11 protein-coding genes are annotated in these 14,650 nt (G+C 38.8%); 7 read left to right on the forward strand and 4 right to left on the reverse strand.

Features of this window, described 5'->3' with window-relative positions; translation table 11 throughout:
• The first annotated feature begins 12 nt into the window (after positions 1 to 12).
• The 5 genes from ABMA79_RS07565 to smpB are packed head-to-tail and all read left to right on the forward strand — an operon-like array spanning position 13 to position 4,727.
• A complete protein-coding gene (locus tag ABMA79_RS07565) occupies positions 13 to 951 on the forward strand; it encodes a calcium/sodium antiporter (protein ID WP_392858935.1) in 939 nt (312 codons plus the stop codon).
• 51 nt (positions 952 to 1,002) lie between these two features.
• Positions 1,003 to 2,337, forward strand: a complete 1,335-nt coding sequence (locus ABMA79_RS07570; RefSeq protein WP_393091464.1) for an HD domain-containing phosphohydrolase — start codon at positions 1,003 to 1,005, stop codon at positions 2,335 to 2,337.
• 45 nt (positions 2,338 to 2,382) lie between these two features.
• Complete coding sequence (tsaD, locus tag ABMA79_RS07575; RefSeq protein WP_392858940.1) at positions 2,383 to 3,465, forward strand: tRNA (adenosine(37)-N6)-threonylcarbamoyltransferase complex transferase subunit TsaD; 1,083 nt, start codon at positions 2,383 to 2,385, stop codon at positions 3,463 to 3,465.
• Between the two features lie 2 nt (positions 3,466 to 3,467).
• Positions 3,468 to 4,274, forward strand: a complete 807-nt coding sequence (gene rsmA, locus ABMA79_RS07580) for a 16S rRNA (adenine(1518)-N(6)/adenine(1519)-N(6))-dimethyltransferase RsmA (RefSeq protein ID WP_393091467.1) — start codon at positions 3,468 to 3,470, stop codon at positions 4,272 to 4,274.
• A 3-nt stretch (positions 4,275 to 4,277) separates the two neighbouring features.
• Positions 4,278 to 4,727, forward strand: coding sequence for an SsrA-binding protein SmpB (gene smpB, locus ABMA79_RS07585; RefSeq protein ID WP_392858944.1), 450 nt, complete (start codon positions 4,278 to 4,280; stop codon positions 4,725 to 4,727).
• Between the two features lie 23 nt (positions 4,728 to 4,750).
• Here the strand turns inward: smpB and ABMA79_RS07590 are convergent, their stop codons facing one another.
• From ABMA79_RS07590 to pal, 4 genes are read right to left on the reverse strand one after another with little or no spacing between them, the layout of a single operon-like run.
• Entirely contained in the window at positions 4,751 to 6,355 is a 1,605-nt protein-coding gene (locus ABMA79_RS07590; RefSeq protein ID WP_393091470.1) for a multiheme c-type cytochrome, read from the reverse strand.
• A 12-nt stretch (positions 6,356 to 6,367) separates the two neighbouring features.
• A complete protein-coding gene (locus tag ABMA79_RS07595) occupies positions 6,368 to 7,153 on the reverse strand; it encodes a tetratricopeptide repeat protein (RefSeq protein ID WP_393091472.1) in 786 nt (261 codons plus the stop codon).
• 24 nt (positions 7,154 to 7,177) lie between these two features.
• Positions 7,178 to 7,489: a DUF4398 domain-containing protein gene (locus ABMA79_RS07600; RefSeq protein WP_040314832.1), complete on the reverse strand. Its 312-nt coding sequence runs from the start codon at positions 7,487 to 7,489 to the stop codon at positions 7,178 to 7,180.
• Between the two features lie 10 nt (positions 7,490 to 7,499).
• Positions 7,500 to 7,991 (reverse strand): peptidoglycan-associated lipoprotein Pal, encoded by a 492-nt coding sequence (gene pal, locus ABMA79_RS07605; RefSeq protein ID WP_392858951.1) that lies wholly within the window; start codon positions 7,989 to 7,991, stop codon positions 7,500 to 7,502.
• A 520-nt stretch (positions 7,992 to 8,511) separates the two neighbouring features.
• On the opposite strand from pal, the gene ABMA79_RS07610 reads away from it, so the two are divergent.
• Positions 8,512 to 12,189: a hypothetical protein gene (locus ABMA79_RS07610; protein WP_393091474.1), complete on the forward strand. Its 3,678-nt coding sequence runs from the start codon at positions 8,512 to 8,514 to the stop codon at positions 12,187 to 12,189.
• A 198-nt stretch (positions 12,190 to 12,387) separates the two neighbouring features.
• The coding region (locus ABMA79_RS07615; RefSeq protein ID WP_393091477.1) for a hypothetical protein at positions 12,388 to 14,650 on the forward strand (2,263 nt) is incomplete at its 3' end.

The raw sequence follows: 14,650 nt of genomic DNA on the forward strand, positions 1-14,650 counted from the left end.
TGGAAATAAAATATGGTTTTACAAGTTGTGTTATTAATTCTTGCTATTGTTATGCTTTACTACGGTGCGGAGTTTGCTCTGGAGTCCGCGGAAAAGATTGGATTGGCCCTTGGATTATCACCACTTGTTATTGGCCTTCTCATTGTTGGTTTCGGAACATCACTTCCAGAGTTCTTTGTTTCTCAGCTGGCAAGTTATCGCGGTGAGCCGGGGATTGCTCTGGGAAATATCGTGGGCTCAAATATTGCAAACCTCTTTCTGATTCTTGGTGTGTCGGGACTTATGGGACGCCTTTTCATCTCTGGACAAGAGATTAAGAAACAACTTCTACTACATCTAGCGCTTACGGCCATTCTTGCAATTGTTCTTTTGCAAGACCAGGTTTACTGGTGGGGAAGTGCACTACTTATTGGTTTTATGGCCTTCTATCTATGGGATACATTCGCTTCAATGAAAAAGGAACGTGCTCACCTTGGAGACCAGAAACAGCCTCAAAGCCAAGAAGAGAAAATTGGGCCAAAAGAAATCATTCATCTCTTTGCTGGGTTCGCTCTTTTATATGGTGGGGGAGAGTTACTTGTTAAGAGTGGAACAGCTGTCGCTCTAGAGTTTGGAATTTCAAATTATGTTATTTCGGCTATCTTTGTTGCCTTTGGAACTTCATTTCCTGAACTTGTTACGGCCATCATGACAAGCAAGAAGGGGAAGAACTCGGATATCATCACAGGAAATATTATCGGTTCAAATATTTTCAATGCGGCCTTCGTTCTGGGAAGTTTAGCATTTTACAAAATCAAAATTGCAGAAAACTTTATACCTGAGATGTCTGCTCTGATATTTGCGGCCCTATTCTTACTTGCACTTTGTTTTGCAAAAAGGTCTTTCTACCGCATTGCTGGTGCTGTCTTTTTAAGTTGCTATATCGCCATGGTTTTATACTGGGTTCGTTAAAGCACAAAGTTCCTTCTAGTTTCTAAGCATGGAAGTGTTAAAATATCCTCTATGAGTTTTAACGTACTAGTGGCCGAACCAGATTTTGAACTTAGTGATATTTATGTCTTGGGAATCGAGAATGCTTTCCAGGGTGTGAATGTTGTTCGTGTTTCTAATTTTAAGGAATTAAAAGCAAAGCTTCAGTCATCTAAAAATTTCAAGCTAATCGTTTCAGATTACTTCCGAGAAGGGGATGAGGATATCTTCTCTTTTTGTGATGCTATCGATTGCAATATTCCATCTCTTATTATCACTTCATATACTGAAGCAGAATTTGTAAATTTTGAAAGAGATGTAACTTATCACAAGAAAAGAGAGCATCTACCAAAGCCATTTTCATTTGTTAAATTTGAAAAGCTCTTAACACAACTTGGTGGGATCTCCACTTTTGTTCAGTCTAGTAGTGCCTATAAGAAGATCAATACTGAGTACTTCCTTAGGGGAACACTGGCCATCTGTGATACTTACGTAAAACTTAGTGATTCAAAATTCGTAAAGGTTATTCACCGCGGAGATACATTTACAATTTCTCAAATTGAAAGCTATCTGGATCGCGATATTAATTACCTCTATATCAACAAAGACGATATTGATGAGTATGTGAATAAAGCAGGAGAGGTTTCATTCTTAAAGTATGATCCTTCCACTCCAGCTGAACACTTAGATATTGCTCAGAAGTCAATGATGACTCTTAAGCGTCTTGTTGGCCGCTATGGAATTAGCACTGGAACATCGACTGTTGTCGATAGCTATGTTTCAAATATTTCAAAACTTGCGCAAGGAAGTCTTAAGCTTAAAACTCTTTTAAAAGAGCGCGAGAATATGACTAATTATCTCTATGACCACTGCTATCTGACGAGCCTCTTTGGGGTTGAGATCTTAAAGCAGCTAGCCTGGGGAAAGAAGGATAATATTGAAACCATTATCCGCACCTCTGTCTTTCACGATCTTCTTCTTGAAGATGAGGCGCTGGCCCGTATTTCTTCTCAAGAAGAACTACTTAAGGCCGAGCTTTCTGATTATGATAAGAACGTCGTTCTAGGGCATGGGCGCTTAATGAGTGAGATGCTTGAGAAAGAAGGGCTAACTGATCAGAATATGTATGAGATTCTAATCAATCACCATGAAAGGCCGGATGGTTCAGGATTTCCTCGTGGACTTTATGCCAATCAGATCAAGCCACTAACGGCCGTCTTTATTGTTGCTCATGAACTTGCTAAGCAGATTGAGCTTCGCAATTACAACCTCGACGAAAGCCGTACTATTTATCAGTACTTAGCGGATAATTTCGGACGCGATCACTTTGAAAAAATCATCAAAATTGTCGATAAAATCTTAAAATAATGATAGGGTGCATCTTATTATTTACTCGTAAGATCGGAATATTTCGTGGCCACTAAATATATTTTAGGTATTGAAACAAGTTGTGATGACACATCAGTTGCAGTTCTCAAGGGAGATCCAGATAAGATTTCTCAAGGAGAGGTTCCTGAAGTGTTGGCCTTTGAGCTATTTTCTCAAGAGCAGATGCTTGCCCAATGGGGTGGAGTTGTTCCTGAGATTGCCTCGCGAAATCACCTCGAAAAGCTAGCTCCTCTTATCAAGCAGACAATTGCTAAGGCCGGTGTGAAGCTTTCAGATATTGATCTTGTTGGCGTGACAACTTTCCCAGGACTTCTTGGGCCACTTTTAACGGGACTTAATGCTGCTAAGACAATTTCTCTTTTAAAGAAAGTTGACCTCTTTGCAGTAAACCACCTCTTTGCTCACCTTGAAGCAATTCATCTTACAGAGAAAGTCTCATATCCATACTTAGGACTTTTAGTCAGTGGGGGACACAGTCTCTACACACTTGTGACAGCAAGTGATGAGATTGAAGTTCTTGGCTCGACGATTGATGATGCCGCAGGTGAAGCCTATGACAAGGGTGGAAAGCTTATGGGCCTTGGCTATCCAGCTGGCCGTATTATTGATGACCTTGCCAAAGAAGGTGATATCAATCGCTTTGAATTCCCAATTGGTTTAAAGGGATCAAAAGATTGTAACCTTAGCTTTTCAGGGGTGAAGACGTCTTTAAGAACGTTCCTTGATAAGAATCCTCAGTATCTTGTGAAGTCACCAGAAGATATCAATCAGGATACCAAAGATATTTGTGCTTCTTACCAGCACGCCATTGTTTCTGCTCTTAAGCTTAAGCTTCGCTACGCCCTTGAGGCAGCAAAAGAGAAGGGATTTAATAACCTTCCAATTGTTGTTGGTGGTGGAGTTGCTTGTAATAGCTATCTGAGACAAGTTTTAAAAGAAAAGTATAAGCAAGTGCATTTTGTGCAGCCAAAATTCTGTACTGATAACGGTGCCATGATCGCAAATTATGCTTTTAGAAATTATAATAGTCGTATTCAATATCCAGACACACTAAGTATCGATGCGAGATCACGTTTTATTAATAAGAAAGAACATAGGAAGGCCTAATCATGGATGAGTCAAAAACAAAACTACCTTGGGCCAATAAAGATCTCGGTCAGCACTTTTTAAATAATCAAAATATTATTTCAAAAATTACAGACGACTTTGCTGAGTCTGCAGGCAATATTATTGAAGTCGGGCCAGGCCCGGGAATTCTGACAAAGAATTTAGCTGCTCATAATGAAAACCTTCACGTGGTTGAAAAAGATGAGCGCATGATTGAATATCTAGCGCCAATTGTTAAGGCCGAAAATATTAATTTTACAGATGCCTTAGCATTTGATTTTGAAGCCTTTATCGGTGAAAAGGGGCTAGGGGATAAGACATGGCTTGTTTCAAACCTGCCATATAATATTTCAACTCCACTCCTTCTTAAGTTCTTACAAACTCCGTCTATTAAGTATATGACGCTGATGTTTCAAAAAGAAGTGGCAGATAAGGTCTTTGCCTTCGCTTCAAAGAAGAATTTCATGGGCTCTCTAATGGCCTTATCACAAACATACTTTAAGACATCTCTGCTTGTTAAAGCGCCTCCTGGTGCCTTTACTCCTCCGCCAAAGGTTGACTCAGCTGTTATTAGTTTTGAACGCCTGGAGAGTCCAGTGATCCCTCTTTCTGAGTTTACGAAGTTTGAGAAATTCTTAAGAGCAGTCTTTCAATTTAAGAGAAAGCAGCTTGGTAAGGTTCTTAAGACCTATGCTCCTGCGGATAAGATTGAACAGGCCTTGGCCAAAATCAATCAGCCTTTGACAGTTAGAGCAGAAGCGCTAAAATTAGAGGACCTTCAAAATTTATATAAGTATTTAAATGAGTAAATTATGGGAAAGAAAATAATAGCCAAAAATAAGAGAGCGAAGTTCGACTATCAATTACTTGAACTTTACGAAGCAGGAATGTCCTTAGTGGGAACTGAGGTTAAGTCTCTACGTGCGGGAAAGGTCTCGATTGGTGAGGCCCATATTACAATTGATAAGAACGGCGAAGTTTGGGCCAATAATATCAAAATTCCTGAGTATGAATTTGGAAATCAATTCAATCACGAAGAGGCGAGAAAGAGAAAGCTACTCTTACATGAAAAAGAGATTGCTGAGATCGCTCACCGTGCAAAGGCCGAAAGGCTTACGATTGTTCCAACGATCATCTATTTTAAAGGCTCACGTGTTAAGCTTGAAATCGCCCTAGCAAAAGGGAAGAAGCTTCATGATAAGAGATCTGATCAGCAGAAAAAAGATGTGGAAAGAAAGTTAAGAAAAGGGGACTATCAGTAAGAACTGAGGCCCCCTTATAAATTTTAGTGTGTCATTTTTTGATACATTTTATCGAAGTACTCGTCATTTACTCCAGAATAAATTCCATCGCGATCTTTCTTATACCACTCAGGTGATTGGTCACTTGTGTGACAACCAAGACACTTATTCTTAATCGCGGCCTTTGTATGGGCCTTCTTTTGAGTCTCGTCTTCAATAGCAAATGGGTGATCTGTAACCATAGCGTGACAGTTAAGACACTGTACATTGGCAAATGAGTGCTCCACATTGTGTTTCTCATTGGCCTTATCCCATGCAACGCGAATTGATTTAATTTTCTTAGAATCAAGCTTACGAACAGAAGTCACACCACTAAAGGCCTTTGTTACATCCTGCCAGTACTTGTCTTTGTGTGCCTTAAATTTTGCATCACTTGTTTTTAAGTCTTTAAAGTGCACAATATCGTTGTGGTTGATATAACCACCTTCTTCATTCATTCCAAGAGAATGGCACTGCATACAGCTTGTTTTATTCTCTTCCTTGGCAATCATAAGCGTTCCAAAAGAAATCGCGTGAGGAGTCTTTGCCCAGTGATCACCTTGATCAGAGTGACACTCAAGACAACTCTTAGTATCTGCAAGCTTCTTGATTCCAGTGTCAGTAAAGCTTAGGCTCTTTTGTTCCTGGTCACGAATCTTATCAAGCTCTTGCTTGTGGTTATTGATAAAAGTTGTGAATGGATTATTTGGAATCTTTTCTCCTAATTGCTCGCGCATCTCATGGTAAGAAAATTCCTTTTCTAGCTTTTCAGGCCCTGCAGAGAAGGCGACTTCTCCAAGGTAGTGATTCTTAGAAAGAACTTGAACGATTTGAGTTGTTCCAACATCAATTGAGTAATTAGTGAAGCTTTGTGAGTGAGAGCCAATGATCCAGTCAATAACCGGATATGCTTCAGCAAACTTCTTATCATAATCAAGTCCAGCGTGAGACATAAGAACAAGTTTATGAAGAGGATTCTTTTCATCAAAACCTGCTTTTTTAAGCTTCGTTATTGTGTCCTTAAAGTTTTTAACTGGGTTAACAAATAGGTCTCTGTACTCAGATTGTAGGGTTCCTCCGGCAACGATTCCTGTTAGAAAGATTGTGCTCTTTCCAAAGGTAATCTTAGCAAACTCTTGGTGGGGTAGTGAATTTTTATCAGCAAGGTTTGAAACGAGGACTTTAAAACTAACTTGAGAAAGAACTTCTTTGTAGAAGTCGAGTCCTGCTGCTAAGTCCTGATCACCTGGAATTGTATACTTTAGGCCAAGTTTATCTAATCCCTTTGCCAGCGAGACCGCTGCAAATTTTTGAGACTTTTCAATATGTCCTGGGACAACAGATGAAGGAAATAGCATATCACCTGTGTCGATATAGAGGTATTGATGATCCTTTTTAAATTCACTCATAAAACCCGCTACTTGAGGAAGACCTCCGAGAGGGAATTGGCGACAGCCACATGGATGAGTTTCACCAGAGATTGAGTGAGAAAAGAGGATCGAAAACTTCGGTCCTTCAATCTTGATCTCTTCACTATCACGATCTAAGTCAATAATACTTTGGCAAGAAAGAGCAAAGGTTAAGCCTAGGAGTCCTAAAATTCGTTTCATTATTTACATACCTTATTTTTTGTAACTAGCTAATAGCTTCTTAGCAGTAGGGACGTGGCGACTTTTTGGAAATGACTTAAGCATCTCTTCAAGAGTCACAATGGCCTGTTCTGTTTGCCCTTGTCTCTTAAACGTTCTTGCTAGATAGACTAGTCCGTTACCGTTGTAAGCAGAGCTTGGCATTGATGTATAAAGAGTCGAGAAGTATGTAACAGCGTCGTCATTTCTCTTTTGGATATAAGAAATCATTCCTAGATTGTGAATGATACGCCCACGTCTTTTTCCTTTGATTTTACCTTCTTTATAAAGCTTTTCTAGGATTGGACGAGCTTCACTGTATTTACCTTTTCCATAAAGGAACATGGCCTGATTATAAGGCGAGCGATTTTTAGCTTTTGCTAATTCTTTTCGCTTACTTTCTTTTTTTTTTAACAGTGCCAGCACTTCTTTGATGAATTTATCTTGTTCTTCAATCTTAGCAGTAAGCTTTGTTACTTCGTCAGTAAGAGCAGTGTTTTGTTCTTCAAGTTTTAGAAGTTTTTGATCAACAGTTTCAAGCTTTTGATCTTTTCCGTTAGTGTACTCTTCAAGTTGTCCTTGGAATTGGAGAACACTATCTTGCAGCTCCTGCATCTTTGAAACAGAGTCAGCGTTTAGTTTTTGATTCTGTTGCATTTGCACAGACATGGTATTGATTTTTTGTTCGCGCTCAATTTGTTCTTGTGTTTTACAAGACGTCATTGAAGCACCCATTAATGTTGTTAATGTAATTGTAGTAAGTAGGGAAGTTTTCTTCATGAGAAATTCTCCGAATAAGATATATTAAATGCTATCGAGAGTTTTCTTACGATATGCCTTGAATTCGGCCTTTTCTGAGAATTGCTTAGAAAGAATGGCGTACTTCTTAGCTTTATTAAAGAATTTTCTCTTGTAGCTTGATTTCGCTTTTAAGTAGTAGAATTCGGCCTTTCGGTAGAGGTTAGGGGCGAGTGTTTGTCCGCCTGCTTCCTTGGCCGCAAGGAAAGCAACCTGTGCATAAGTCATTTCTAACTTCGGGCGTACGGTCGTAAGACCGCAGCTACCCAAAGATAGAAGTAAAATTAAAAATGTGATTTTATTTTTTAATTTTTTCATTTTTTAAAGATTACTTTGCAATAATTACGAAGTTTCCTCTTCTGTTTTGTGACCAAGAATCTTCATTGTGACCAAATGAAATTGGTCTTTCTTTCCCGTAAGAAGTTGTTGAGATTCTAGATGCATCAACACCAAGAGCTACTAGGTAGTTCTTAATTGCACGTGCACGGTTTTCACCAAGTGCCATGTTGTACTCACGTCCACCTCTTTCATCAGCGTGACCTTCTACTTGTACTTCAACAGAAGTATTTTCTTTTAAGAAGTCAGCGTTTGCTTCAAGAGTTGACTTTGTTGATGAGCTAAGCCCTGAAGAGTTGAATGCGAAATAAACAGTTCTTAGATTACCTGCTTTACCAGAGTCTGAGTCACCATTTACTTCAAGTGAAGCATTGTTGTAATCAACAGATTCTACAGAAGATGAATCATCAGTTTTTGATGATGAACCACATGAAGTCATAACTAGTGCAGAACCTAAAAGTAATAGTGTAAAAAGCTTTTTCATTTGTTCCCCCTTTCCATTTATGTAGAGATTTTATTGTAATCTGGAAAATAGCTATACCTTTAAAGTATATAATAAATTTAGGTGTTTAGATACCGGCAGAAAAGGAGATTTCACTAGAGTATTTTGCTCGGTTTATTAAAAACCCATACTTGATTGTGTTTCTTTTATTAAAACGTCCATTTTTCAAAACAAGAAAATTTTCTAATATCTGCCAAGTATTTAAGTAAAGAAAAGGTAAAGTTTGAGAAGAGCTATTTACAATGTGAATCAGTCAAAATAATGTTTATTTGAGGTTATTGAAAAGTCCTTATCTTGTGTGTAAAAGCCTGGCCGCCGTCTTTTCCTGTCTCTGCTTAAGTTGCGGCCAGGCATTTTTTCAATCCTCAAAATTTAAATTAAATCTCAAGTTGCTTTAATACTCCTCACAAATTTTAGACGCAAATGAGACTGTTGGTTATACCAATGGGCTTTTTTTTGTGCATTAAGTTAGTCTTTTGATCTTTAAGAAGAAGGGGAGAATATGAGTTCAATCGGAATTAGTAAAAAATTAGTTATTTTATCACTTATGGCCGTTGCTTCACATGCAACATTACCGGATGAGATCGATTATCAGAAGTATTCAAAGCTTTATGATAATTCAAAAACTCAAAGTCAATCAGCAAAATTCAAAGTTGAAGAGCTTAAATCTGAAATCTTAAAGATGACAGAGATGCTTGAAGTAAACACTCATGATCTTGAGTTAACGAAGAAGATCGTTGCTGATGCTACTGCTATGATCGATGAGTTAAGCGGAGAGAGTGAAATTCTTGAAGTTAACTTAAGTGAATTAGTAAGAGAGCAGGGGCAGGTTGAAGAAATCTTAGCTTCTGTTAAGAAAGAGCTTAGTGAAGGTAGAGTTATCATTAATAATAATGAGGCCATGCTAACATCTTTAAAGAAGAGTGTTGAAGTTGAGCAATCAATTTTAAAAGAAACACTGGCCGAGCTAGAGGCCAATACAGCTCTTAGCAAAGAGAATAAGGATAAGCTTATTTCTCTAAAGGCAAGAGTGACACTCTTAAGCAAACAAACTGAAAATAAAGCAGTTGAAGTAAAGAGTCTAACAAAAGAATATAGCAGTGTTTTAAAGAATGTATCTGCTAATAAGAAAAAGCTCGATCTAGTGGCCCCAAAAGTGAGACCTCTAGAATTAGAAATGGAAAAGCTTGATACTTTTATTGTAAGAAAGAGAGAAATCTTTCGTGCAGCAAAGCTAAGAGCTGAAGATATCAATATTGAATATAATGAGCAAACAAGCTCAATTCGTCCTTTACTGAGAAAGAGAGATACAATCCTTTCTAATATCAGTGTCGAAAAGAAAGAATATGCAAAATCACATGTTGCACTAATTAAGTACCAAGAAGTGATGGATTCATTAAAAGTTGAATCAAGTGCATATAAAGCTGAGATGGAAAGAATCGACGCTGATCAAACAATCAAAAAACATGAATTAGAAAAAATCGAAATCGACTTACTTCAATTGGGAGATGATCAAGCCTCTCAAAGAAAGGATCTTTTAGCTAAGAAGCTTGAAGTAGAAGGTGAGATTAAGATTTTAGATGATGAGCATGATGTTATTAAGAGAAAGCTCTCAGTTGTTGAATATAAGCTTAAAGATGGTGGATTAAAATTAATGCACCTTGAGAAGCAATATGAAAGTGCTGAGAAGAAACTTAGATATCAAGAGTCTCTTCTTGTTGCAGTTGATGAGAGGATCATTAGAGCTGCTCCAAGATTTAAGCAGCTTGAAGCTTCTTTAGCAGAAGCAAAGCTTGAGTTAAAGCGCTCGCAAGACGATCTTGGTGCCTCAATCACAGAATACGAAGAGGTAAAGCATCAGCTTAGACTTGTGAATGGAGAGATTGAAGTCCTAAATGAAGAGAGAGACGCCCTTAGAAAGAAAGAGCTTCTTGCTAAAGATAAGCTAAGAGTTGCTCAAGTGTCTCTTAAAGAATTAAAAGATGACCAACTTAAGACTCAAAATTTATTAGTTGAAACTGAAGTGAACTCTGGCAAGCTTGCAAGAAATCACACGACTCTTGAAGCAAAACGTGACCTACATCAGAAGAAGGTTTCAGGTATCAATGACAAAATTTTTGAAACTCAAAAAATGTCTGAAGATGCACATAAGAGAAATGAAGAGTTAAACGTTATTGTATCGACTAAAGAGAAGAGAAAGTCTGAGCTTGTTGATGAAATCGTGACAACTCGTTCTCGTCTTAGAACGAATACTGCTGCCATCGTTGAAAATCAAGCTGAGTTAAAAGCTGGTCAAGAATTTGTTGAAAAACTTGAAAAAGAAAATGCTGAGCTTACGCTTAGAAAAACGAATACAGAAGACACTCTCGTTATTTCTGAAGCAAGAGCTAATGAGTTAGAGCAAACAACTCAGGATGCTCGTATTCAGTATGAGACTCGTCAAAACCTATACAATGAATATGTGAGTGAATCAAAAGTTCTCGGACAAGTTGATGCAATCACTGATGGTGCAAGTATCGGTTCAGAAACAGCATCTGCTGATGCATTGGCCGATGCTAATAAGTATGGTGGCATGAATGGGCAAAATGTTGGTGAGCTTGATAGCTACCTTATTGGTCTAGGGGAAGGTCTAGAGCAAGGGAAGACTGATGGTTATAACCAAGGTGTGAACTCTCAAGAAGATTATGATCTTGGCCATCATGAAGGTTATGCAATCGGACTACAGAACGCTAAGAAAGTTGCTATGGAAGAAGATTTTCATGCGGCCTTTACGGAAGCAAAAGAATTAAAGATGTCTGTTCTTCCAAGTAATCATGTGGTTCTGACAAATAAGGTTCAAGAAAGAGAATTCTTTATGGGGTCTTCTGAGATGCCTTATCTTGCAGGTCTTGATGAAGATAGCACTGCTAATGATGACCACTCAGATCACGTACCTTTTGATCTAGGTGATTCAAAAGAAACATATGAAGAAGAGATTGTTCGTATTGAAAATGAAATTGAGGCCCTAATAAGCAATACTGAAGAGATTAAGGGAAGTGCAGAATATGTTTATACAGCACCGACTGAGATTACTGAAGGGAAGGCGAAGCTTCGTTGTCAAAAAGTTTACAAAGAAGTCGAAGAACTAAGAACAATTTGTGAAGAGTCTTATCATGAAATTTATGACCAAGAATTCTTAGCTTCACACCGTAAGGTTTACTTTGAAGAGTATGATCAACTATTTGTTGATGCTAGAGAAGAAGCGAGAACTAATGATCATCCAGAGACTCATAAGCAAGGTCTTGATCGTGGTCACCGTTATGGATTTGGTGATGCAATGATTGAAGGTCAAAGAGTTGCATTTGAAAACGGAAAGAAAGATGGTGCACTTCTAGCTGAAGAGGAGAACCTTGGAGAACTTCGTGAGCAAATGGCAATTGAAGGGAAAATGAAAGGTGAGGCCCTGTTCCAAGAGCAGGCCGTTGTCAGAGTTGATAAATCAAGAGGAGCTATCTTAACAAGTGGTGATCCTAGAGGACTTGCTCAAGATAGTAATTTTGGAGTTGGGCTTGGCCTTGTTAACTTCGGAATGATGGCAAGTGAGAAGGGTGTTATCTCTGCTAAGGTTATCTCAACAAGTGATAACGTTGAAGTCTTTGACAAGAAGGTGAATCTAGCAGAACTTCCTGCTGAAACAAAAATTGATCTAAAAGACGTTATCTTTGCAAAGATTGCCAATAATGCGAGACCTGGCTCTATTGTAACGATGGATATTGAGCTTACTTATCCAGGTGACAGCCTGAAGGATAAGTACACAGAGGTGACGACGTTTAAATCAGTTGTTCTGCCTAATCCAGATATCAGATATGCAGTTGCCTTTGATGAGACTGTTGAATATGGAAAGTGTTGGCTAGTTTGTAAGTATAAATCGCACGATATTAAGTTCCAACTTAAAGGGATTCGCGACAATATTCCTGGTGAGTTTGATGTAAAACTAGAAGTTCTAGAAGGCGGTAAGTACCTTGAATTAAACGAGACAGCTGCAAAAATGCCAGTTCCAGGCCAAGGGAAAATTGAATCAGGTAAGTTCACTTACAAGTTTAAAGAGAAGGCCGGTGGAAAAGAGTTAAAATTCAAAATGGATGTCCTCTATAAGGGGAGCGTACTGCATACCAAAGTTTTCAATGTTAAAGTGAAGTAATGTCAAAAGGGCCCACTTAGTAAATAGGTGGGCCTTTTTGGCCTTTAAATCTTGTAAATATTTCAAATCATAATGTCATTTTCTGATAAAAACTTACAATCGCCTCAATAAATTAATTTCTTTTTGAAGCACTCTCAACATTCTCAAAAGGGAATTATAAAACACTTCTTATCAAAGTGATCAAAAGGAGAGGGAATCATGATGAGATCAAATGCACTAAGCAGAAAAGTTGTTTTATTGTCAGTTATGGCCATGGCGGCCAGTGCAAATGCGGGACTTCCAGACGAGATTGATTACCGCACCTACCTAAGCTCTTACAACTCAGCAAAATCCCAAAGTGATGCGGCCAGAATGTCTGCCACTCAAATCAGTGATCTTATCCATGAGCTAGCGGCCAGACTTGAGGCCAACGGAAGTGAGATCTCGATCTCTAAGAGAGAAATCGAAGAGGCCATCGCTGTTGTTTCGGATTTAAATGCACAGAATATGAACCTAGAGACAACAATCTCTGAGTTAAGTTTTGAAAACCAAGGACTTGAGCAAGAGCTTCAAAGACTTGCTGATTCACTCGGTGACGTAAATAGCGATATCAATCGCACAGAATCTGAGCTTGCTGGCCCTCGAAATACGGCCCGCAACCTAAAACGTGCCCTTGATTCAGTTCTCTCTAGCCTTAGAACAAATGATGATCGTCTGGGCAACGCTCAAAAGAAATTAGATCGAACAAGAAATCAAATCAAATCCCTAGAATCAAATATCTCAAAAGCAATTGATGAGCGTGACCGCTTAAATATCAAGCTTCCAAAAATCCAAGAAGAAATGAAATCAAAGAAACAAGACCTTGCCCAAGCAACGTCAAAGGTTTCAACTTTTGAGTCACAAGTAACAAGTGCTCGCACAAAGCTTCAATCTGCAAATACACAAGTTAGTGAGGCCCAGGCCAAAGTTACTCAAATCGAAAATAAAATCTCAAAGCAAGAACAAGCTGTTAAGCCTCTTGTTCAAAAGAGAAGTAATCTTCAGTCTCAATTAAGCTCTGCTCAAACGGCCCTGTCGGCAAAGACAAGTGAGCTTGAAAAAGCAAAGAGTGAATTAGAGAGTGCTAAATCACAAATTGATGGCCTTAAATCAGAAAGAGGAACTCTTGCTTCTCAAAAGACTAATCTTGATAACAAGAGATCGGTTCTAGAGGCTGAAATGGTACAAGTTGAGCAGGCCCTTAAGGATTTAATGGCCGGTGATCGTAATGACCGTGGAAATGCTAACCAAATCAAGAATCTTAGAGAGCGTCGTAAAATCCTAAGAGATAAAATTCAACAAACGAAAACACGCCTAGCAAAAGTTGTTGCTGATCTTGAGCAACTTAATAAGAAGATTGCTAAGGCGCAAAATACAATCAATGGTGGAAGTAGTAAGATTGCTATCCTTGAGTCTGAAGTTAATACGAAAAAAGGTGAAGTTAGAAATCTTCGTCAAGATATCAAGGCGGTTGAGGCCGAGATCGCACAAGCGGCACCTCAGCTTGAAAAACTTAAGCAAAGACTTGCTTCTGCTAAGAGTGAGCTAAACTCTGCTAAGACTGCTCAAGCATCAGCGAAGTCAACACTTGATAAGGCACAAGCTAAGCTTGCTCAGGTGAAGTCAGATATCAAACGCCTTGAAGGTGATATTGCTTCTCTTAGAGATCAAAAGCAAAAAGCAACACAAAGAGTTGCTCTAATCGACTCTGATCTTAAGAAGTTTAGAAATGAGCTTAATCGCGAAAAGAATCAATTTGAGACTCAACGTCGTGAAGTTGGCTCACTTAGAAATACACAAAAGGCACTTGTGGCCGAGCGCGATTCATACCAAAGAAGACTTTCAGTGGTTGAATCAGATATCAAGCTACTTGTTGATCGTCTTGATTCTCTTCACGTAACAAGACTTGAGCTTGAAGAAGAATCTCAGGCAAGAAGTGAAAGACTTGTTGCTAACCAAAATATCATCGCTGATTCATCTCAGCGAATCATGCAAAACTCTAGTGTGATCGCATCGAAGAGATCACAGATGGCAAGTAACGAAGATCGCATTGCAGATCTTGAAAGTGAGAGAGGCCGTCTATTAGAAGATAAGCTTGTGAAAGAAGAAGAATTTGCAAGAGCAGACACTGTTGCAAGTGATCTTGAAGATATCACAAATGAGAAATACCAAGCTTACCAAGGCCGTAGCAACCTTTACGTTCAATACGAAAGAGATGCAAAAGCTCTTGGAGCTTCTCAAGGGGAAGCCGCTGGTGCAACAGCAGGAGAGTACAAGGCAAGCGCTGATGTCCAAGAAGATGCAAACTTCTTTGGAAGTGCTAACGGTAAGAAGCTAGGTGAGCTACGTGGCTACCTTGCAGGCCTTATGGATGGTAAAGAAGACGGACTAACAAAAGGTTATGAGGCCGGTGTTAACTCTCAAGCAAGCTATGATGAAGGAT

The organism is Halobacteriovorax sp. HFRX-2_2 (assembly GCF_043196705.1).
In the GTDB taxonomy this organism is placed as follows: Bacteria; Bdellovibrionota; Bacteriovoracia; order Bacteriovoracales; family Bacteriovoracaceae; genus Halobacteriovorax_A.

Coding starts and splice junctions, on each gene's coding strand:
- ABMA79_RS07565 (WP_392858935.1), top strand. CDS start 13: ATGGTTTTACAAGTTGTGTTATTAATTCTTGCTATTGTTATGCTTTAC.
- ABMA79_RS07570 (WP_393091464.1), top strand. CDS start 1,003: ATGAGTTTTAACGTACTAGTGGCCGAACCAGATTTTGAACTTAGTGAT.
- rsmA (WP_393091467.1), top strand. CDS start 3,468: ATGGATGAGTCAAAAACAAAACTACCTTGGGCCAATAAAGATCTCGGT.
- smpB (WP_392858944.1), top strand. CDS start 4,278: ATGGGAAAGAAAATAATAGCCAAAAATAAGAGAGCGAAGTTCGACTAT.
- ABMA79_RS07590 (WP_393091470.1), bottom strand. CDS start 6,355: ATGAAACGAATTTTAGGACTCCTAGGCTTAACCTTTGCTCTTTCTTGC.
- ABMA79_RS07595 (WP_393091472.1), bottom strand. CDS start 7,153: ATGAAGAAAACTTCCCTACTTACTACAATTACATTAACAACATTAATG.
- ABMA79_RS07600 (WP_040314832.1), bottom strand. CDS start 7,489: ATGAAAAAATTAAAAAATAAAATCACATTTTTAATTTTACTTCTATCT.
- pal (WP_392858951.1), bottom strand. CDS start 7,991: ATGAAAAAGCTTTTTACACTATTACTTTTAGGTTCTGCACTAGTTATG.
- ABMA79_RS07610 (WP_393091474.1), top strand. CDS start 8,512: ATGAGTTCAATCGGAATTAGTAAAAAATTAGTTATTTTATCACTTATG.